The organism is Vibrio cyclitrophicus, assembly GCA_023206055.1.
Taxonomy (GTDB): Bacteria; Pseudomonadota; Gammaproteobacteria; order Enterobacterales; family Vibrionaceae; genus Vibrio; species Vibrio cyclitrophicus_A.
Map to the genome: position 1 here is coordinate 24,974 of CP065366.1, position 20,666 is coordinate 45,639.

Annotated in this window: 14 protein-coding genes, 6 tRNA genes, 3 rRNA genes and 1 riboswitch; of the genes, 3 read left to right on the forward strand and 20 right to left on the reverse strand. The window is 46.2% G+C overall.

Translation table 11 applies throughout. The features are described 5' to 3' along the window. Positions 1–86 precede the first annotated feature (86 nt). Positions 87–1,028 carry a LysR family transcriptional regulator gene (locus tag ITG09_00120; protein ID UPR52131.1) on the forward strand — a complete coding sequence of 314 codons (942 nt, stop codon included), beginning with the start codon at positions 87–89 and terminating at the stop codon, positions 1,026–1,028. Positions 1,029–1,150: 122 nt separating this feature from the next. Continuing rightward, positions 1,151–2,941: an aminopeptidase P family protein gene (locus ITG09_00125; GenBank protein UPR52132.1), complete on the forward strand. Its 1,791-nt coding sequence runs from the start codon at positions 1,151–1,153 to the stop codon at positions 2,939–2,941. 151 nt (positions 2,942–3,092) lie between these two features. Here the strand turns inward: ITG09_00125 and thiH are convergent, their stop codons facing one another. The 17 genes from thiH to ITG09_00210 form a co-directional block, all read right to left on the reverse strand. Next, positions 3,093–4,220, reverse strand: a complete 1,128-nt coding sequence (thiH, locus tag ITG09_00130) for a 2-iminoacetate synthase ThiH (protein UPR52133.1) — start codon at positions 4,218–4,220, stop codon at positions 3,093–3,095. Between the two features lie 7 nt (positions 4,221–4,227). After that, a complete protein-coding gene (locus tag ITG09_00135; GenBank protein ID UPR52134.1) occupies positions 4,228–4,992 on the reverse strand; it encodes a thiazole synthase in 765 nt (254 codons plus the stop codon). A 2-nt stretch (positions 4,993–4,994) separates the two neighbouring features. Next, positions 4,995–5,204: a sulfur carrier protein ThiS gene (gene thiS / locus ITG09_00140; protein UPR52135.1), complete on the reverse strand. Its 210-nt coding sequence runs from the start codon at positions 5,202–5,204 to the stop codon at positions 4,995–4,997. Next, on the reverse strand, positions 5,201–5,983 hold the full coding sequence (locus tag ITG09_00145) for a HesA/MoeB/ThiF family protein (GenBank protein UPR52136.1): 783 nt from the start codon (positions 5,981–5,983) through the stop codon (positions 5,201–5,203). Before ITG09_00145 ends, thiS begins: the two co-directional genes overlap by 4 nt. Next, complete coding sequence (locus ITG09_00150) at positions 5,973–7,265, reverse strand: thiamine phosphate synthase (protein UPR52137.1); 1,293 nt, start codon at positions 7,263–7,265, stop codon at positions 5,973–5,975. The genes ITG09_00145 and ITG09_00150 overlap by 11 nt, the downstream gene beginning before the upstream one ends. Next, a complete protein-coding gene (gene thiC, locus ITG09_00155; protein ID UPR52138.1) occupies positions 7,265–9,214 on the reverse strand; it encodes a phosphomethylpyrimidine synthase ThiC in 1,950 nt (649 codons plus the stop codon). The genes ITG09_00150 and thiC overlap by 1 nt, the downstream gene beginning before the upstream one ends. Positions 9,215–9,343: 129 nt before the next feature. Beyond that, positions 9,344–9,442: riboswitch (TPP riboswitch) on the reverse strand. Positions 9,443–9,504: 62 nt separating this feature from the next. Further along, positions 9,505–9,888, reverse strand: a complete 384-nt coding sequence (gene crcB / locus ITG09_00160) for a fluoride efflux transporter CrcB (GenBank protein UPR52139.1) — start codon at positions 9,886–9,888, stop codon at positions 9,505–9,507. Positions 9,889–9,988: 100 nt separating this feature from the next. Then, positions 9,989–11,371, reverse strand: coding sequence for a multicopper oxidase family protein (locus ITG09_00165; GenBank protein UPR52140.1), 1,383 nt, complete (start codon positions 11,369–11,371; stop codon positions 9,989–9,991). Between the two features lie 354 nt (positions 11,372–11,725). Next, positions 11,726–11,802 (reverse strand) — tRNA-Trp (locus tag ITG09_00170). 59 nt (positions 11,803–11,861) lie between these two features. Further along, positions 11,862–11,938 (reverse strand) — tRNA-Asp (locus ITG09_00175). 43 nt (positions 11,939–11,981) lie between these two features. Beyond that, a 5S ribosomal RNA gene (gene rrf, locus ITG09_00180) occupies positions 11,982–12,097 on the reverse strand. A 99-nt stretch (positions 12,098–12,196) separates the two neighbouring features. Then, a 23S ribosomal RNA gene (locus ITG09_00185) occupies positions 12,197–15,089 on the reverse strand. A 311-nt stretch (positions 15,090–15,400) separates the two neighbouring features. Beyond that, positions 15,401–15,476: transfer RNA gene (locus ITG09_00190), tRNA-Val, on the reverse strand. A gap of 32 nt (positions 15,477–15,508) precedes the next feature. Beyond that, positions 15,509–15,584, reverse strand: a tRNA-Ala gene (locus tag ITG09_00195). 24 nt (positions 15,585–15,608) lie between these two features. Further along, a tRNA-Lys gene (locus ITG09_00200) sits at positions 15,609–15,684 on the reverse strand. 2 nt (positions 15,685–15,686) lie between these two features. Beyond that, positions 15,687–15,762: transfer RNA gene (locus ITG09_00205), tRNA-Glu, on the reverse strand. Positions 15,763–15,885: 123 nt separating this feature from the next. Continuing rightward, positions 15,886–17,440 (reverse strand): 16S ribosomal RNA (locus tag ITG09_00210). Together the 16S, 23S and 5S rRNA genes with 6 tRNA genes alongside form the textbook arrangement of a ribosomal RNA operon. A gap of 570 nt (positions 17,441–18,010) precedes the next feature. On the opposite strand from ITG09_00210, the gene ITG09_00215 reads away from it, so the two are divergent. Then, complete coding sequence (locus ITG09_00215) at positions 18,011–18,556, forward strand: gamma carbonic anhydrase family protein (GenBank protein UPR52141.1); 546 nt, start codon at positions 18,011–18,013, stop codon at positions 18,554–18,556. Here ITG09_00215 and ITG09_00220 read toward each other — a convergent pair. The 3 genes from ITG09_00220 to hemF form a co-directional block, all read right to left on the reverse strand. Continuing rightward, complete coding sequence (locus tag ITG09_00220; protein ID UPR52142.1) at positions 18,553–18,822, reverse strand: DUF1488 domain-containing protein; 270 nt, start codon at positions 18,820–18,822, stop codon at positions 18,553–18,555. The genes ITG09_00215 and ITG09_00220 overlap by 4 nt on opposite strands. A 17-nt stretch (positions 18,823–18,839) precedes the next feature. Continuing rightward, positions 18,840–19,670 carry a shikimate dehydrogenase gene (aroE, locus tag ITG09_00225; protein UPR52143.1) on the reverse strand — a complete coding sequence of 277 codons (831 nt, stop codon included), beginning with the start codon at positions 19,668–19,670 and terminating at the stop codon, positions 18,840–18,842. 75 nt (positions 19,671–19,745) lie between these two features. Then, positions 19,746–20,663 (reverse strand): oxygen-dependent coproporphyrinogen oxidase, encoded by a 918-nt coding sequence (gene hemF / locus ITG09_00230; GenBank protein ID UPR52144.1) that lies wholly within the window; start codon positions 20,661–20,663, stop codon positions 19,746–19,748. Between the last annotated feature and the right edge of the window lie 3 nt (positions 20,664–20,666).

Here is a 20,666-nt window from a genome sequence, read left to right on the forward strand (position 1 = left end):
AGTTAATTTAGGTGCATAATAACCAACTAAAGATATGAACAAAAATGGCATATACTCATTAGCATTATTCCAAATAGGAAACTCACATGAATATCGAGAAACTATCACGCCTCGACCTCAATCTATTGGTTTGCTTACAGGTGCTGATGGAAGAGCTGAGTGTCACTCGCACCGCACACCGATTATGCTTGAGCCAATCAGCGGTGAGTAAGTCACTAGCCAAGCTTCGTGAACAATTTAATGACCCCCTTTTTACGCGAAGTGCTCATGGCCTACGACCAACACCGAAAGCTGTTTTCCTTAAGCCTCGGTTAGAAACGTTGATCAACCAACTTGATGTTCTCACTCAGCCTGAGACATTCATTCCCAACAACAGCGACCATAGCTTTCACATTGCTGCCGTTGAGAGTGTTTACCCGCTGATTCTTCCGCACTTCTTACCGGCAATATTTCGACAAGCACCTAAGGTCAATATCAACACCCATGCTTGGACAGAACAAACCTTTAAGAAGCTGCAGCTTGGCGAACTAGATATCGGACTCACTGGCAAAGACATCGACATCAACGATGCGCGTTTAACTATGCTGCCGCCAGACGACATTTGCGAACAAGAGATCTACCGCGACGCACAGATGTGTGTGCTAAGACGCAACCACCCCGCTCTGAATGGTAAATGGGATTTGGAAACCTACCTTGCGCAACGTCATGTACAAGTAAGGTGTGATGGTAACGACCGCTGGCTGCTCGACTACAAACTGGCTGATCTTGGTCACCAACGTGATATCGCGATTTCTGTTCCAGACTTCAATAGCGCCGCAAGCCTGTGTACTTACACCGACTTTGTGTTTACCGCACCAAGCCACTTTACTTACCTCGTCGCTAAGCAACTCGACTTAGTGGTTGTGCCTTTACCAATGGAATTCCCACCGATGGCATACACTTTGTTTTGGCACCGTGATAGAGAAAATGACCCAGCCTTAACTTGGTTGCGAGATATCATCAAAGAAAAAACTCTGCACCTTAGATAAAAATGGCGTACAGCGTTTGCAGCAAACGAACAAAAGCGCTAGCTTATTGACCTAATAAGTCCCCTCGCATGTATATCGACTGTGGGTGTTAACAAGGACCCTAACAATAAGGATAAACACAGATGCACAATATCACTGCTGAACGCGTTGCTGCGGTTCGAGCTTGGCTTGAAACAAACAACCTAGATGCCGTTATCATTCCACATGAAGACGAATATCTAGGTGAATACGTTCCCGCTCATAACGAGCGACTTCACTGGTTAACAGGTTTCACTGGCTCTGCAGGTGCCGCTGTTATCACTCGTGAAACTGCTGCTATTTTTGTAGATGGTCGCTACACCGTTCAGGTTCGTAAGCAGGTACCAGCAGAGTTATTTGAGTATCGCCACCTTATTGAAGAACCGGCTTTAGATTGGATCATCAATTCATTGCCACAAGGCAGTAAGGTTGCATTCGACCCACGCATGCACACCGCTGCTTGGTTGAAAGGCGCACAAGCAAAACTAGCGGAGAAAGTTGAGCTAACAACGTTATCAGCAAACCCGATTGATGAGCTTTGGTCTGACCGTCCTGAGCCTGTTGTATCTGATGTTCGCCTAATGGCAACAGATGCCGTTGGTCAATCAAGTGAAAGCAAACGTGCGGAGATTGCTGGTTTACTAAAAGCAAAAGGTGCGGACGCCGCTATCCTTACCGAGCTCGATTCTATCTGTTGGTTGCTTAACATTCGTGGTTTAGACGTATCTCGCCTACCTGTTGTACTGTCTAATGCAATCATTCACGCTGATGAAAGCGTCGATTTCTTCCTAGACCCAGCACGCATCCCAGCAGGCTTTGAAGCACACGTTGGTAATGGTATTCGCGTTTCTCACCCATCAGAGCTTGAAGTGCGCCTTCAGTCTTTAGAAGGTAACAATGTGTCTGTCGATTCAGGCACGAGTAATGCTTGGTACACGCTGGTTCTACAAAATGCTGGGGCTCATATCATTGAAGCAGCAGACCCATGCTTAATGCCAAAAGCTGCTAAGAACGCAACTGAAATTGCCGGAATGAAAGCGTGTCACATTCGAGATGGCGTGGCGATGGCGAAATTCCTATCTTGGATTGATGCAGAAGTCGTGCAAGGTAACCTGCACAACGAAGCTGCACTAGCAGACAAAGTACAATCATTCCGCGAGCAAGACCCGACGCTGATGGATCTAAGTTTTGATACAATTTCAGCGGCTGGCGGCAACGCTGCAATGTGTCACTACAACCACGAGAACCAGCCTGAACCAGGTCAGTTAGAGATAAATACTCTGTACCTAGTCGATTCAGGCGGCCAGTATATAGATGGCACAACGGACATCACTCGTACTATCGCGATTGGCCAACCAAGCGACGAAATGATTCAGCAGTTCACTCTCGCATTGAAAGGTCACATTGGTATTGCACGTGCGCGTTTCCCACAAGGTACTCGTGGTTTCCAACTTGATATCCTAGCGCGTCAGCACTTATGGGCAGAAGGCTTCGATTACGATCATGGTACTGGTCACGGTGTTGGTCATTTCTTAAGTGTTCATGAAGGCCCACAAAGTATCTCTAAGAAGCTTATCGACGTGCCGCTTGTTGAAGGCATGGTGTTATCAAACGAGCCGGGTTACTACCGTGCTGATGAGTTTGGTATTCGAATCGAAAACCTAGAGCTCGTGGTTGAACTGCCAACTCAAGGTGATTTTTCAGTACTAACCTTTGAGTCGCTAACACGTTGCCCTATCGATAAGCGCAACATCAATGTTGATTTGCTAACACGACCTGAACTGGCGTGGCTGAACGACTACCATCAGAAAGTATGGAACGACGTTAGCCCATTAGTTAAAGGTGATACATTGGAATGGTTACGCCAATCAACCACTCCATTGGCTCACGCTTAATGCTTCGCTAAGCGCTTAACTGAACCAAAACGAGCTTGCTCGGTCAATAAGTTAAATAGCAAATAGCAAAACGGCTACCCAAAGGTAGCCGTTTTTATTTGCCTGTATCATTACATCGATGTTTCACGTGGAACATCGAGCAATATGTAGCTTAACCAGAATAGGCGCTATGCCAATCACGCCACACTGGGTCGAAACCTCGCTGACGAATCATTGACTCAACATCGGCTGCACTTCTCTCGTCGCTTATCTCAAATTGCTCAAGCTCTTCTTCACCAGAAGCATAACCACCGGGTTGGGTCTTAGAAGCCGCCGACATACTCGTGATTCCCAATGGCAACACATTGTCGCGGAAGGTTGCCGATTCGCGAGTAGAAAGGGATAGCTCGACCTCAGGATTCAAGAGTCGATATGCGCAGATAAGCTGAACCAACTGTTTATCGTTCATGACCGACTTAGGCTGTAAGCCTCCACTAGACTCCCCACCTTCACACGGGCGAAGACGTGGGAATGAAATCGAGTAACGTGTCTGCCAATAAGTACGCTCTAGGTAATCTAAATGAGCAGCAACAAAGAAGCAGTCGGTTCGCCAATCTTCCAAACCAATCAAGGCACCAATCCCTATCTTATCGATCCCCGCCTTTGCCAAGCGATCGGGGGTTTCAAGGCGATATTCAAAGTCCATTTTATTACCGCGTAAGTGATGCTCAGCGTAGGTTCGTGGCTGATAAGTCTCCTGATAAACCATCACCGCATCTAAACCTAGCGTTTTAAGCTCGGCGTAATCATGTTGATCAAGCGGCTGCACTTCCATCGCAAGGTAGTTAAATTGCTTTTTGATATTCGGCAACACCTGTCGAAAGTAATTCATCCCGACCTTAGTTTCGTGTTCACCGGTGACCAACAAAACGCTATCGAACTTCATCTTTTTGATAGCCGCACTTTCGGCATCAATTTCATCCAAAGTAAGCGTGCGGCGCTTGATACGGTTCTCCATTGAGAAACCACAATACGTGCACGCGTTAGCGCACAGGTTAGATAGGTATAAGGGAATATAAAGCGACATCGTATTGCCAAACCGCTTGCGAGTTAGCGCCAACGATTGTTGTGCCATCTGCTCTAAGTAAGGTTCTGCCGCCGGAGAGATCAGAGCCTTAAAGTCTTCTAAGTCGCGTTTGGGTTTACTCAGAGCACGTTCAACATCCGCTGCCGTTTTACTGAAGATAGACATACCAATGTCATCCCAGTTGAGCTGTTTAAATTGATCAACAAACGTCATAGCAATACTACTCGTCTAGGAATGAAGTTAACGGGCTCGAAGCAACCGCGTGAGATACTTTTCCTGCAAGTCCTGCAAGGTAAGCCATTCGACCCGCTTCAACTGCCAACTTAAACGCAATTGCCATTTCAACAGGCTGTTGAGAAGCAGCAATTGCGGTATTCACTAACACAGCGTCTGCGCCCATTTCCATTGCACGTGCAGCATGTGATGGCGCGCCAATGCCCGCATCAACAATCACAGGGACATTCGCTTGGTCGATAATGATCTCTAAGAAGTCTGCAGACGCAATACCCTTATTTGAACCAATCGGCGCACCTAACGGCATAACCGCAGCACAACCCACCTCTTCCAAGCGTTTACACAATACTGGGTCGGCATGGCAATAAGGCAACACAACAAAGCCATCTTTGACCAGTTGCTCAGCAGCTTTAAGCGTTTCAATTGGGTCCGGCATCAAGTACTTTGGATCTGGGTGAATTTCGAGTTTGAGCCAATTTGTACCCAGTGCTTCACGAGCCAAATGCGCAGCAAAGATGGCGTCTTTTGCATTCTTAGCACCTGACGTATTCGGTAGTAAGTTCACGCCGGCATCAATGATGGGTTGTAAAATGTCGTCTTGCTCAGAGCGAATATCAACTCTCTTCAGCGCCATGGTCGCCAGTTGAGAACCTGACGCTTCGATAGCACTCGCCATCAAATGCTTATTTGCGAACTTGCCGGTTCCAGTGAACAGACGTGATTGAAACGTTTTATCTGCGATGGTTAACATGGTTAGCCCCCTGCAATAGCTTGGAAAAGAGATATAGCGTCGCCTTCATTAACGACCGTTTGTTGCCACTGGCTACGCGGGACAACCGCATTATTGATTGCAAACACACAACCTAGATCAGGTAATGCTAGAACTTGGATAATGTCCGCTAGAGACGACGAGTGTGCTACTTGTTCTGATTGTTCGTTTATCGAGATCGTTATATTGCTCATTGGATTTCTTCTTCTAAATGCTTAACTACAGACGCACTGCACACAGGACATTCACTATCTTGAGTGACCATAAGATTTTGCCAATTCATCGTCTGGCCATCGAACAGTTTGAGTTGATGTGTTGCGACCTGAAACTCACCACGAGTTAGACGTTGAATAGCAGCCAAAGCTTGAAGGTTACCTATGGTGCCAACAACTGGGCCTATAATGCCGCTATCGCTACAACGAGTCGTTTGTGGATGATGTCTGAACGGGAACAAGCAGTGATAGCACCCTTTCTGATTCTGATAATCAAATACAATAAACTGGCCTTTCCAGCCAATTGCAGAACCAGAAATCAAAGGGGTCTTCGTGCTGAAACATGCTTGGTTAACCTGCTGGCGTGACTCGAAGTTGTCAGTACAATCCAACACTAAGTCAGCTAGCATCACTTCAAGCTCAAGCTGACTTTCACTCATTCGTTGATTGATGGTTCTTACTTGGCTGCGACCATTGAGCTCACTCAATTGTTGCTTCAACGCTTCAACCTTAGTCGAACCTAACTGATTTTCCCTGAACGCGACCTGTCGTTGCAGGTTCGATGAATCGACACAATCATCATCGACCAGCACGATCTTTCCAACACCAGAAGCAGCCAGGTAAAGAGCCGCAGCATTACCTAAGCCACCGCAACCAATCAACAACACATGACTATTTAATAGGTTGCGTTGCCCTTGCTCACCCACTTCAGGTAACGCAATTTGTCGTTGATAACGAATGAATTCAAAGTCACTCAGCATAGCTAGGCTCCGGCATAACCTCTTCTTTGAGAGTTGAAGGTTTAGGCGCCATCAGTTTTTCGAAAAATTCGATCACTTTCTGTGGGTCTTCCGCCAATGTAATCGCACGTACCACCGCCAAACTCGACACCCCACACTCCCACACCTGCTCAGCTGTCGATTGGTCAATACCGCCAATAGCAACCGTCGGATAACCAGTGAGTTGGTCTGTGTATGGGATAGTATCAATCAGCTGTTGATACAGAGATAAACGAACTAAACCCTGAGGTTTCGATGGCATCTGTTTAGTTGTTGTTGGGAAGATATGCCCTAGCGCAATATAGCTTGGGTTGATTTGAACAATGCGGAGCAACTCGTAATAGCCATGAGTAGAGAGACCGATCTTGATACCTGCTTGACTCAACTGTGAGAGGTTTGATTCTTCAATATCCTCTTGCCCCAAATGAACACCAAATGCGTCATGCTTGAGTGCAAGCTGCCAATAGTCATTGATAAAAACCTGAGCGTTATGCTCTCGACCAAGCTCGATTGATCGCGCAATTTGTTGTTCTAAGTCCATTTGCTGAGGGTTTTTAATACGTAGTTGAACAGTGTTAATTCCGAGCTTGAGCAACCTTTCGATCCACTCAACATCATCAACCACAGGATATAGCCCTAGGCTACTCTTGCTCAATTCAGGGAACGAAAGTGATGTTCCTTGGTGCGCCCAACCAACACTAATATCCAGTCGCTCATCTTCCAAAACTGGAATTGGAAAGTTTTGGTAATGTGCTGGCCATGTTCCACGTGAAACATTGGACGATGCGCGAGCTAAAACCAATGTGTCCTCTAATGGGAATTCCAGAGCCAACAAAGTAAGTAACCAAGCAAAGTGACCGCGATTATCTAATTCCTGATGAGCTGTAGTTTCAGTCTTGATAGCACGATTGGCACCCCGGTGTGACCAGATATCCAGTACAGCTGAAGCATCTGAGACACCGATATAGATGGTATTCGGAGTTTGTGTAAAGGCATCACAAACGTCAGTTAGCGCGACTGAATTACTGTAATCAACAACATGGTTCAGTTCCGCTAGCTGACACTCCGCCAATGAATCAACATCATGAGCAAAGCCAATAGATAACGCCTGCTGAGTGTCAACGATAGAGAAGTATTGAGTTGGACTTACGCCCAACTCAACTGCATCGGTTGCCAAGCCTTGTCGCTTAGCAACCAATAGACAGTTCTGCACCTCTCCCGTTAACTCAATATTTTGAGATGGGATGAGTATCTTCACTGTCATTATTCCTCTAATTGAGCTTCTTTTGCACCTACTGCAGGGTGGTAAAGTTCAGAGCCAGTATCACGGAACTCTTGTGATTTCTGACGCATCCCTTCCAACGGGTTATCTAGCATCTTAATTTCGATAGCCTGATCCGCAGCCACTTGTTCAGTGTCTTTCGCATACTCTCGGACTTCCTGAGAGATCTTCATCGAGCAGAATTTAGGTCCACACATTGAGCAGAAGTGAGCAACCTTACCGGATTCTTGCGGCAGAGTTTCATCATGGAAAGAACGTGCTGTTTCAGGGTCTAAAGCTAGATTAAATTGGTCTTCCCAACGGAATTCAAAACGTGCTTTAGATAATGCATTATCTCGGATTTGAGCGCCTGGGTGCCCTTTCGCAAGGTCAGCAGCGTGTGCAGCAAGCTTGTATGTAATCAGGCCGGTCTTCACATCTTCTTTATTTGGTAGACCTAAATGCTCTTTAGGTGTGACATAACAGAGCATCGCACAGCCGTACCAACCAATCATGGCCGCGCCAATTCCAGAGGTAATATGGTCGTAACCAGGGGCAATATCTGTCGTCAATGGGCCTAAAGTATAGAAAGGCGCTTCATGGCAGTGTTCTAACTGCTCATCCATATTCTCTTTGATTAGGTGCATTGGCACATGTCCTGGGCCTTCAATGATCACCTGCACGTCGTATTCCCAAGCTACCTTAGTCAACTCACCTAGAGTACGTAACTCCGAGAATTGAGCCTCATCATTGGCATCTGCAATAGAACCCGGGCGTAGGCCATCACCCAATGACAAGGCAACATCGTACTTCGCACAGATCTCGCAGATCTCGCGGAAGTGTGTATATAGGAAGCTCTCTTGGTGATGTGCAAGACACCATTTCGCGATAATAGATCCACCACGAGAGACAATACCTGTCACACGTTTAGCAGTCATCGGAACGTAGCGAAGCAACAAACCTGCGTGGATAGTGAAGTAATCAACACCCTGCTCTGCTTGTTCAATCAAAGTATCGCGCATCACTTCCCAGTTAAGGTCTTCCGCAACGCCATTCACTTTTTCAAGGGCTTGATACATAGGAACCGTACCGATTGGTACTGGGCTATTACGTAAAATCCATTCGCGAGTCTCGTGAATATTACGGCCGGTAGAAAGGTCCATTACGGTATCGCCACCCCAACGGGTCGACCATACTAGCTTCTCAACTTCTTCTTCAATCGAAGAGCTTACTGAAGAGTTACCAATATTAGCGTTCACCTTCACTAAGAAGTTACGACCAATAATCATCGGTTCTGATTCTGGGTGGTTGATGTTTGAAGGGATGATAGCTCGACCTTCAGCAACCTCTTTACGCACAAACTCAGGAGTAATTTCTTTCGGCAGGTTTGCACCAAAGTTATGGCCAGGATGTTGGTGGTTCAACTGCTCATCAGCAAACTTCTGACGTCCCATGTTCTCACGTATAGCAATGTACTCCATCTCAGGAGTGATCATCCCCTGACGAGCATAGTACAGCTGAGTAACACATTGATCGCCAGTCGCGCGACGAATTCTAGGTAGGTTGCCGTAACGAAGATCGTCTAGAGTTTCATCTTCTAAACGTTCTTTAGTGTAAACAGAGCTTACATCGTCTAATAGCTCCGTATCACCACGCTCATCAATCCACTGCTCACGCAACTTAGGAAGGCCGCTATACAGGTCTATTTGATGCGTAGGGTCAGTGTAAACACCTGATGTATCGTAAACTTGAATGGGTACATTAGGTTCGAATACAGGCTCTTTTTTAGTACCACCGACAAGGCTATCAGCGAGTGATATTTCTCGTACAGGGACTTGAATATCTTCTCGAGATCCTTGGATGTAAGCTTTTTTTGAATTTGGATAAGGTTGTACGGATAAAGAATCGATGAAATTCTTCGCTTCCAGTCTTGCTTGTTTACGACTCGACATAGCATTTTTCCTTGGCTTTTAGCCATTATTTATAGGGATAAAAATGCTTGACGGATTAGATGCTACAAGAGGGATCACGGTAAGAAATACAGTTGTGATCTGGAGATAGATCTCTAGAAGGATTCTAGTTAGATATCTACTCTTGTTCCCTTCGCAGGTATTAGCCTGATCAGGTTCAACGGATCCCGAGTTAACGGTCTCAGCCATATGGCACTCCGACAAGTTCGATCGAGTATATAAAAACGGCTTGGATAAACCAAGCCGAGTTGTTAACAAATCGTAAGAAAGTTTTAAGACTTTATCAAAAGTTGGAAGCCGATCCATGCTGCTGAGATGCTGAGAACCACGTTGAGTAACACATTGAGTCCCATCTTAAAGAAAGCGCCCTGCTGCATAAGAAGCACATTATCCATCGAAAATGTAGAAAATGTAGTCAGTGCTCCAAGGAAACCAAGACCGATAATTTGTCTCCATGGTTCTGTCGCAACCATCTCATTCTCAAACGCTGCGATAAGTAAGCCCATAATTAAAGAGCCAATCACGTTAACAGTTAGCGTACCATAAGGAAAACCACGCCCTAGCATCACCACACATAACTCTGAAATCAAATAGCGCGAACAAGCACCAAATGCACCACCAATGGCAATAAAACCTAAAATAGATAACTGACCCATGAATCCTCCCAAACAATAATCCCTATATTCTAGCTTTAACGCCGATAAAAGCGAGGGTAGAAACTAAGAATGCATGCGCAAATATTAAACGTTACAGGTGTCACTTAACTTCAATATATCCCATCAATCCTGTCTTCATGTGCTCAATTACATGACAGTGGTACATCCAACGTCCAGGGTTGTCGGCAACAAATGCAGCTTTAGCTCGGCCGTTTTTTCCAAGTAATACTGTATCGGTATGGAAAGGTTCTTCAATTTTTTTACCATCAAGTTCCAATACAGTAAATGTATGGCCATGAATATGAATCGGGTGATGATATTGAGTGACGTTCTTAAGATCGAATATGTAAGTCTTACCCAACTCTAAAGTCGCCAACGGTTCAGGAATATTGTCTTTGCTCATCCCCTCCCACGCTCTTTTATTAGTAAGCCAAAATTTAGGCATCGATTTACCATCTTTAGATACTGGTGATACAGCGCCTTCCCACTCGAACACAAAATCAATCTCTTCAGCGTTAGCAAGATCTAGGTTAGGTACTGGATTCAATGGTAATACTGGTAATGCTCGATCTTGAGTAAATTCTGAACCTACGACTTCAAATTCACACAAAGAAAATGGGAAACGCCCCTTCATTTGGAGAACGTTAACTCGCTCACCAGCTTTAGGAGCGATCAGTCCGATATCTACACGCATCCCTGGACCAATTTTATGTTGAGTCAGTTTATAAGGCGTTTTAACAGGATTACCATCGATGGCAATCACCCATGCTTCAGCCCCTTCTACAGCAATAGGGTAAGTGATCGTATTGTCGATATTAGCGATACGCAATCTAGTCGTTGCATACTGTTTCAACTGATATACGGGTTCATGGACTCCATTAACACTACTCCACTCACCAGGAGTGCCCATACGAGCACTGAGTCGGGGGATCATTAAATCTTTCCATTGACCCTTTTGATCGATATGCCAATGCTTCAGCATCAATGCATGTTCTTCGTCAAACTGCACTGGAGTGCTTTCTTCTACGATAATTAGCCCAACTAAACCCATACCAAGTTGTTTAACGCTATTCATATGTGGGTGATACCAAAATGTGCCAGCATCTGGCGGCGTAAACTCATAAATGAATGTTTCACCTGGCATGATCGGTGGCTGACTTAAGAAGGGAACGCCATCCATTTCGATAGGAATTCTTAAACCATGCCAATGGATAGTCGTCGGTTCTGATAACTTATTCGTAAAACGAATTGTGACCTTCTCACCCTGTCGACATCGAATCGTCGGAGCAGGAATCTGACCATTAAAGGCTAAAACATTGGTATCAAATCCCGCGACTAACTCAGCCATTGAAGGTTCAGCAGTTAAGTCATAAACATACTTTCCTTGTTCATCAACAGACCGCTTCATTGAACAAGCAGGTAGGACTGTTAGTGCAGATATAGCGAGAGATGATTGAATAAACTTACGACGGGAAATATCCATATTTGTTGCCTTTTAGTAATAACGACCAAAATGTAACAAAATATTGAGAATAATTCTCATAAAGAAGCGTAGTTTGTGTTGTTGGCTGTTTATAAAAGAGGCTGAGATAAGTAAGCACTTACACATTTAAGGTTAGGTTTTATTAAAAGTAGGAATTATCGACTAAAAATTCGAATAAATAGAAAGTAAAAAAAACCCAGAATTTCTGCTGAGGCTTAGTATATGGCAGGGGTGGAGGTCTAGATTCCCAACACGCGTTGTTTTGGTAAGTCTGGGAGTCCACTACTTTGCTAATAGCGTATATTGGATTAAGAAAGCAAAAAGGCTCTAGCATTTCTGCTAGAGCCTTAAATATGGCAGGGGTGGAGAGATTCGAACTCCCAACACGCGGATTTGGAATCCGCTGCTCTGCCAATTGGAGCTACACCCCTAAAACTTTCATTACTTCAGATTCGAAAAAACCTCGCACTAGGCGAGGTTATCGAATAAGTGGCGGAGTGGACGGGACTCGAACCCGCGACCCCCGGCGTGACAGGCCGGTATTCTAACCAACTGAACTACCACTCCGCAGTGGAATACTTGTCGTCGCTGACAAGTGTTCAAATTTAAAGCCTGGCGATGTCCTACTCTCACATGGGGAAGCCCCACACTACCATCGGCGCTATTGTGTTTCACTTCTGAGTTCGGCATGGAATCAGGTGGGTCCACAATGCTATGGTCGCCAAGCAAATTTTAAAATTCGGAAAGCTATAATCTAAAAGTATTTCTCTTCAAACTCATTCAAGGTCTGGTACATCTGAGTCCACAAAACCCCTTGGGTGTTGTATGGTTAAGCCTCACGGGCAATTAGTACAGGTTAGCTCAATGCCTCGCAGCACTTACACACCCTGCCTATCAACGTCGTAGTCTACGACAACCCTTTAGGACACTTATAGTGCCAGGGAAAACTCATCTCAAGGCTCGCTTCCCGCTTAGATGCTTTCAGCGGTTATCGATTCCGAACTTAGCTACCGGGCAATGCCATTGGCATGACAACCCGAACACCAGAGGTTCGTCCACTCCGGTCCTCTCGTACTAGGAGCAGCCCCTTTCAATTTTCCAACGCCCACGGCAGATAGGGACCGAACTGTCTCACGACGTTCTAAACCCAGCTCGCGTACCACTTTAAATGGCGAACAGCCATACCCTTGGGACCGACTTCAGCCCCAGGATGTGATGAGCCGACATCGAGGTGCCAAACACCGCCGTCGATATGAACTCTTGGGCGGTATCAGCCTGTTATCCCCGGAGTACCTTTTATCCGTTGAGCGATGGCCCTTCCATTCAGAACCACCGGATCACTATGACCTGCTTTCGCACCTGCTCGAATTGTCATTCTCGCAGTCAAGCGGGCTTATGCCATTGCACTAACCACACGATGTCCAACCGTGTTTAGCCCACCTTCGTGCTCCTCCGTTACTCTTTGGGAGGAGACCGCCCCAGTCAAACTACCCACCAGGCACTGTCCGTAATCCCGATTCAGGGACCAACGTTAGAACATCAAAACTACAAGGGTGGTATTTCAAGGACGACTCCACCACATCTAGCGACGCGGTTTCATAGTCTCCCACCTATCCTACACATGTAGGTTCAATGTTCAGTGCCAAGCTGTAGTAAAGGTTCACGGGGTCTTTCCGTCTAGCCGCGGGTACACTGCATCTTCACAGCGATTTCAATTTCACTGAGTCTCGGGTGGAGACAGCGTGGCCATCATTACGCCATTCGTGCAGGTCGGAACTTACCCGACAAGGAATTTCGCTACCTTAGGACCGTTATAGTTACGGCCGCCGTTTACCGGGGCTTCGATCAAGAGCTTCGACCGAAGTCTAACCCCATCAATTAACCTTCCGGCACCGGGCAGGCGTCACACCGTATACGTCATCTTACGATTTTGCACAGTGCTGTGTTTTTAATAAACAGTTGCAGCCACCTGGTATCTGCGACTCTCGTCTGCTCCATCCGCAAGGGACTTCACTGATAAGAGCGTACCTTCTCCCGAAGTTACGGTACCATTTTGCCTAGTTCCTTCACCCGAGTTCTCTCAAGCGCCTTGGTATTCTCTACCCGACCACCTGTGTCGGTTTGGGGTACGATTCCTTACAATCTGAAGCTTAGAGGCTTTTCCTGGAAGCATGGCATCAATGACTTCACTACCGTAGTAGCTCGACATCGTATCTCAGCGTTAAGAAAGTCCGGATTTACCTAAACTTTCCGCCTACATACTTGAACCTGGACAACCGTCGCCAGGCCCACCTAGCCTTCTCCGTCCCCCCATCGCAATTGTAAGAAGTACGGGAATATTAACCCGTTTCCCATCGACTACGCCTTTCGGCCTCGCCTTAGGAGTCGACTTACCCTGCCCCGATTAACGTTGGACAGGAACCCTTGGTCTTCCGGCGAGGGAGTTTTTCACTCCCTTTATCGTTACTCATGTCAGCATTCGCACTTCTGATACCTCCAGCAGCCCTTACAGACCACCTTCAACGGCTTACAGAACGCTCCCCTACCCCACATACCCTAAGGTACGTAGCCGCAGCTTCGGTGTATAGCTTAGCCCCGTTACATCTTCCGCGCAGGCCGACTCGACCAGTGAGCTATTACGCTTTCTTTAAATGATGGCTGCTTCTAAGCCAACATCCTGGCTGTCTGAGCCTTCCCACATCGTTTCCCACTTAGCTATACTTTGGGACCTTAGCTGGCGGTCTGGGTTGTTTCCCTCTCCACGACGGACGTTAGCACCCGCCGTGTGTCTCCCGGATAGTACTTACTGGTATTCGGAGTTTGCAAAGGGTTGGTAAGTCGGGATGACCCCCTAGCCTTAACAGTGCTCTACCCCCAGTAGTATTCGTCCGAGGCGCTACCTAAATAGCTTTCGGGGAGAACCAGCTATCTCCAGGTTTGATTGGCCTTTCACCCCTAGCCACAAGTCATCCGCTAATTTTTCAACATTAGTCGGTTCGGTCCTCCAGTTGATGTTACTCAACCTTCAACCTGCCCATGGCTAGATCACCTGGTTTCGGGTCTAATCCTAGCAACTGTACGCCCAGTTAAGACTCGGTTTCCCTACGGCTCCCCTAAACGGTTAACCTTGCTACTAAAATTAAGTCGCTGACCCATTATACAAAAGGTACGCAGTCACACCACGAAGGTGCTCCTACTGCTTGTACGTACACGGTTTCAGGTTCTATTTCACTCCCCTCACAGGGGTTCTTTTCGCCTTTCCCTCACGGTACTGGTTCACTATCGGTCAGTCAGTAGTATTTAGCCTTGGAGGATGGTCCCCCCATATTCAGACAGGATATCACGTGTCCCGCCCTACTCGTTTTCACTGATTATGAGATGTCGATTACGGGGCTATCACCCTTTATTGCGGCACTTTCCAGAGCCTTCATCTGTCTCATTAAAAGCTTAAGGGCTAATCCAATTTCGCTCGCCGCTACTTTCGGAATCTCGGTTGATTTCTCTTCCTCGGGGTACTTAGATGTTTCAGTTCCCCCGGTTTGCCTCCTGTTGCTATGTATTCACAACAGGATACTTGCTTATGCAAGTGGGTTTCCCCATTCAGGAATCCCAGACTCAAAAGGTTATTACTACCTAATCTGGGCTTATCGCAAGTTATTACGCCTTTCATCGCCTCTGACTGCCAAGGCATCCACCGTGTACGCTTAGTCACTTAACCATACAACCCGAAAGGGTCTTAGCGTATGGCAACTAACCAAGGTTTTTGGTTGTCATCAAGAAGGGTTAATTCTTGATAACTGTTTGCCGGACTCAATTGTGAATCAATGTAAACATTGATTCGAATACAAGACACTTGAATGTGTTTGTTGTGTTTACCATAAAGGTAAACATTGAGAACTTTTAAATTTGATTTGAATTACTCGTAAGTAATCAAATCAGTCAGCTTTCCAAATTGTTAAAGAGCAAGAGTTTTAAGTATTAAACTTTCAAACCCATTTTTAAATACTCTCTTACGAGAATGCTTAAAGATGGTGGGCGATACCGGGCTCGAACCAGTGACCCCCTGCTTGTAAGGCAGGTGCTCTCCCAACTGAGCTAATCGCCCATGATAGTTTTAATTCCTTCATGGAGAAAGAATGGTGGAGCTATGCGGGATCGAACCGCAGACCTCCTGCGTGCAAGGCAGGCGCTCTCCCAGCTGAGCTATAGCCCCATATTTTATTTCCTTGGGAGGAAATGGTGGGTCGTGCAGGATTCGAACCTGCGACCAATTGATTAAAAGTCAACTGCTCTACCAACTGAGCTAACGACCCAATGGTATCCCGTAGGGGAGTCGAACCCCTGTTACCGCCGTGAAAGGGCGGTGTCCTAGGCCTCTAGACGAACGGGACACTGCTAATTCATCTCTACTTTAAAAAGTAGAAACAAACCTTGAAGAACTTGGGAGTTCTTCATCTCTTTGCTTTTCTAAACCTAATCAATCTGTGTGGACACTCATCGTAAGTATCTTCGTATAAGGAGGTGATCCAGCCCCAGGTTCCCCTAGGGCTACCTTGTTACGACTTCACCCCAGTCATGAACCACAAAGTGGTGAGCGTCCTCCCCGAAAGGTTAAACTACCCACTTCTTTTGCAGCCCACTCCCATGGTGTGACGGGCGGTGTGTACAAGGCCCGGGAACGTATTCACCGTGACATTCTGATTCACGATTACTAGCGATTCCGACTTCATGGAGTCGAGTTGCAGACTCCAATCCGGACTACGACGCACTTTTTGGGATTCGCTCACTATCGCTAGCTTGCTGCCCTCTGTATGCGCCATTGTAGCACGTGTGTAGCCCTACTCGTAAGGGCCATGATGACTTGACGTCGTCCCCACCTTCCTCCGGTTTATCACCGGCAGTCTCCCTGGAGTTCCCGACATTACTCGCTGGCAAACAAGGATAAGGGTTGCGCTCGTTGCGGGACTTAACCCAACATTTCACAACACGAGCTGACGACAGCCATGCAGCACCTGTCTCAGAGCTCCCGAAGGCACACCTGCGTCTCCGCTGGCTTCTCTGGATGTCAAGAGTAGGTAAGGTTCTTCGCGTTGCATCGAATTAAACCACATGCTCCACCGCTTGTGCGGGCCCCCGTCAATTCATTTGAGTTTTAATCTTGCGACCGTACTCCCCAGGCGGTCTACTTAACGCGTTAGCTCCGAAAGCCACGGCTCAAGGCCACAACCTCCAAGTAGACATCGTTTACGGCGTGGACTACCAGGGTATCTAATCCTGTTTGCTCCCCACGCTTTCGCATCTGAGTGTCAGTGTCTGTCCAGGGGGCCGCCTTCGCCACTGGTATTCCTTCAGATCTCTACGCATTTCACCGCTACACCTGAAATTCTACCCCCCTCTACAGCACTCTAGTTCACCAGTTTCAAATGCAGTTCCGAGGTTGAGCCCCGGGCTTTCACATCTGACTTAATGAACCACCTGCATGCGCTTTACGCCCAGTAATTCCGATTAACGCTCGCACCCTCCGTATTACCGCGGCTGCTGGCACGGAGTTAGCCGGTGCTTCTTCTGTTGCTAACGTCAAGATGCGCAGCTATTAACTACACACCCTTCCTCACAACTGAAAGTACTTTACAACCCGAAGGCCTTCTTCATACACGCGGCATGGCTGCATCAGGCTTTCGCCCATTGTGCAATATTCCCCACTGCTGCCTCCCGTAGGAGTCTGGACCGTGTCTCAGTTCCAGTGTGGCTGATCATCCTCTCAGACCAGCTAGGGATCGTCGCCTTGGTGAGCCATTACCTCACCAACTAGCTAATCCCACCTAGGCATATCTTGACGCGAGAGGCCCGAAGGTCCCCCTCTTTGGCCCGTAGGCATTATGCGGTATTAGCCATCGTTTCCAATGGTTATCCCCCACATCAAGGCAATTTCCTAGGCATTACTCACCCGTCCGCCGCTCGACGCCCATTAAATCCTCCGAAGAATCAATAATGTCGTTTCCGCTCGACTTGCATGTGTTAGGCCTGCCGCCAGCGTTCAATCTGAGCCATGATCAAACTCTTCAATTTAAGATTTTGTGACTCAACGAATACTGACTTCAAAACTATTCTTTATAAATAAAGAGTGTAATTTTAAAGCTATTACCATTCCAACAGAATGGTAATGAATTGACTGTGCCAAAATTAAGTAAACTTAATTTTGTATTGGTCACTCAGTTCATTGAAATCAAGTTTGTTACCGAAGTAACTGTTACTACCTAAGTAATAACGTTTTGATATTCATCAACGAGTGCCCACACAGATTGATAGGTTTAAATTGTTAAAGAGCTTTTCCTTTTTGAGCTTCGCTCAAATCGGACGGCCATTTTAGCGATTTAAGTTTTAGTGTCAACCACTATTTTCAAAACTTTTTTCAAGCGCTTAGCTTGGCTAATTTGACCTGCTGATTCATTTTGGTTTCTTACGAAGCCTTCCCGTTTCAACGAGGTCGCATTATAGAGATTTCGATCACACTGGCAAGCCCTTTTTGAAGTTTTTCTTACTTTTTTGATTGTTCGAGCGTTTTTTGTTCAAAACACCCCATTTTCACTAGTATTCCCCTCAATTAAGGGCTTAAGGTGCCTATATAAAGGAGGATTTATGAGTTCAATACGCAGTTATAAAGGAATATCCCCTCAGATTGGACAAGGTGTCTATATAGATACAAGTTCGGTACTGGTTGGTGATATCAAAATCGGTGACGACTCTAGCGTGTGGCCTTTGGTTGCAGCTCGAGGAGATGTGAACCACATTCATATTGGAGATAGAACAAACATCCAGGACGGTAGCGTTTTGCACGTCACCCATAAGAATGCAGAAAACCCTGAGGGTTATCCTCTATTAATAGGCAATGATGTCACTATCGGGCATAAAGTAATGCTGCATGGCTGCACCATTGAAGATCGCGTACTTGTTGGTATGGGAGCTATAGTGCTCGATGGCGTGGTTATTAAAGAAGATGTGATGATTGGTGCTGGTAGCTTGGTTCCGCCTAATAAGGTACTTGAAAGCGGTTATCTCTATGTAGGAAGCCCAGTAAAACAAGCACGCCCATTAAATGATAAAGAGCGTGCCTTTTTACAGAAGTCAGCTGACAACTATGTTCAGAATAAAAACGACTATTTAGACTCAGTGCTTCCAGTCTAAAGCACTTTGATCTGAATCCGATTAGAGGAGTCATACTCCTCTTCTTCTATTAACTCTTCAGCTAGCTCTTCAATATCAAAACGTAACTCTGAAAAGATAACTAAAGCTTGATCGCCTTCTTCTATATTTTTACCTGCCAATCGAGACAGCTCTTCAATAAACATAACACACTCAATCAGTGCGCCAGACTGCTGTGCTGGGAAGATGATTGATTGATTTTCTTCATCCCAATCTTGGATATCAGGAAATAGAATTGATTGATTCATTTTTTATAAATACCTCATTACATCTCTAGGTTTTTACGTAGTTCTCTTAAAATCTGTTTTGTTCCCGGACGAAGGCCACGCCATAGCATAAAGCTCTCAGCGGCCTGTCCTACCAGCATACCCAAACCATCATAAGCAGCATGAACACCATTATCTAATGCCCACTGATTGAATACCGTCGTTCCAGATCCATAAACCATGTCATAAACGGCACTATTCGAATTGAAGATAATCTCAGAAACTTCAGGAAGCTGTCCGCTTAGACCAGATGAGGTTGAGTTAATAATGACATCAAAGCTTTCATTAACATCACTTAACCCCATTCCTTTGATGTTTCCATGTGAAGAAAACATCTCAGCCAGAAGTTCAGCCTTTGAACTGGTTCGATTAGCGACCACTAACTGTTGTGGCTTTTGGTTGAGAAGAGGTTGGATCACTCCTCGAGCAGCACCACCAGCGCCAAGCAGAAGAACGCGAGCCCCTTCGAGCATAACTTGATGTTGAAGAAGGTCTTGAACTAAACCCTCACCATCGGTGTTATCACCAATGATCTCTCCATCATCGAGCTTCTTAAGTGTGTTTACAGCACCTGCTAGTTCAGCTCTTTCAGTCAGGCGATTAGCGAACTGATAAGCATCTTCTTTAAATGGCGCTGTGACATTACACCCTCTACCACCTTCACTAAAAAAAGCTTGAGCAGCAATGATGAATTCACCTTGTTCTGGCTGGAGTGCTGTATAGGTAAGTTGTTGGCTAGTTTGGCGAGCAAATAATGTGTGAATGAATGGCGATTTGCTTTGCCCAATAGGATTACCGAAAACGGCATAACGATCTACTTGCTGTGTCATATCCTTACCTAACAGAAATAAAAAAGGGTCATCTATATAGATGACCCTATCACTATCCCTATAAGGAAGGAAGAACTACCAAACTCGAGGCTTTAGGTAGTCGCTATAAAGCAGAGCTTCCGGTGAACCCGCTTGTGGTTCGTAGCGGTATTCCCAGCGAGCCAATGGCGGCATCGACATTAATATAGACTCTGTGCGACCACCGCTTTGTAGGCCAAACAGGGTGCCACGGTCATACACTAGGTTAAATTCAACATAGCGGCCACGACGATAAAGTTGGAAATCACGCTCGCGCTCACCATAAGGCGTCTGTTTGCGTCGTTCTACAATTGGTAAGTATGCAACTGCAAAACCTTCACCGACCGCCTGCATATAAGCAAAGCTCTTTTCAAAGCCCCACTCGTTAAGATCATCAAAGAACAGACCACCCACACCACGTGTTTCATCTCTATGTGGAAGATAGAAGTACTTATCACACCATTCTTTGTGCTCTTGATAAACATCGTCACCAAATGGCGCACAAAGATCTTTGGCTGTTTGATGCCAAGACTGGCAATCTTCATCAAAAGGATAGAATGGTGTTAAATCAAAACCACCACCGAACCACCAGATAGGGTCTTCCCCTTCCTTTTCGGCAATAAAGAATCGTACGTTGGCGTGTGAGGTTGGGATGTATGGGTTTTTAGGATGGATAACTAACGACACCCCCATCGCTTCAAACTTGCGTCCGGCTAATTCAGGACGGTGAGCGGTTGCTGAAGCTGGCATTGCCTTACCTGCAACGTGAGAAAAGTTAACACCACCTTGCTCAAAGACCGCACCGTTGGTCATCACGCGAGTACGACCACCGCCACCAAGGCGTTCGCCAGGTTCTCGCTCCCATGCATCTTCTTCAAACAATGCTGTGCCATCAGCTTGCTCAAGCTGTTGGCAAATCGAATCTTGTAGGCTCAGTAAAAACTGTTTTACTGCTTCTTTATCAATTGCTGACATCTT

What these genes read in the sequence shown, in the direction of transcription:
- aroE (UPR52143.1), bottom strand. Translation starts at nt 19,670, where the DNA reads ATGACACAGCAAGTAGATCGTTATGCCGTTTTCGGTAATCCTATTGGG.
- ITG09_00150 (UPR52137.1), bottom strand. Translation starts at nt 7,265, where the DNA reads ATGACAGTGAAGATACTCATCCCATCTCAAAATATTGAGTTAACGGGA.
- ITG09_00220 (UPR52142.1), bottom strand. Translation starts at nt 18,822, where the DNA reads ATGAATCAATCAATTCTATTTCCTGATATCCAAGATTGGGATGAAGAA.
- ITG09_00125 (UPR52132.1), top strand. Translation starts at nt 1,151, where the DNA reads ATGCACAATATCACTGCTGAACGCGTTGCTGCGGTTCGAGCTTGGCTT.
- ITG09_00165 (UPR52140.1), bottom strand. Translation starts at nt 11,371, where the DNA reads ATGGATATTTCCCGTCGTAAGTTTATTCAATCATCTCTCGCTATATCT.
- ITG09_00145 (UPR52136.1), bottom strand. Translation starts at nt 5,983, where the DNA reads ATGCTGAGTGACTTTGAATTCATTCGTTATCAACGACAAATTGCGTTA.
- thiH (UPR52133.1), bottom strand. Translation starts at nt 4,220, where the DNA reads ATGACGTTTGTTGATCAATTTAAACAGCTCAACTGGGATGACATTGGT.
- thiS (UPR52135.1), bottom strand. Translation starts at nt 5,204, where the DNA reads ATGAGCAATATAACGATCTCGATAAACGAACAATCAGAACAAGTAGCA.
- ITG09_00215 (UPR52141.1), top strand. Translation starts at nt 18,011, where the DNA reads ATGAGTTCAATACGCAGTTATAAAGGAATATCCCCTCAGATTGGACAA.
- crcB (UPR52139.1), bottom strand. Translation starts at nt 9,888, where the DNA reads ATGGGTCAGTTATCTATTTTAGGTTTTATTGCCATTGGTGGTGCATTT.
- ITG09_00135 (UPR52134.1), bottom strand. Translation starts at nt 4,992, where the DNA reads ATGTTAACCATCGCAGATAAAACGTTTCAATCACGTCTGTTCACTGGA.
- ITG09_00120 (UPR52131.1), top strand. Translation starts at nt 87, where the DNA reads ATGAATATCGAGAAACTATCACGCCTCGACCTCAATCTATTGGTTTGC.
- hemF (UPR52144.1), bottom strand. Translation starts at nt 20,663, where the DNA reads ATGTCAGCAATTGATAAAGAAGCAGTAAAACAGTTTTTACTGAGCCTA.
- thiC (UPR52138.1), bottom strand. Translation starts at nt 9,214, where the DNA reads ATGTCGAGTCGTAAACAAGCAAGACTGGAAGCGAAGAATTTCATCGAT.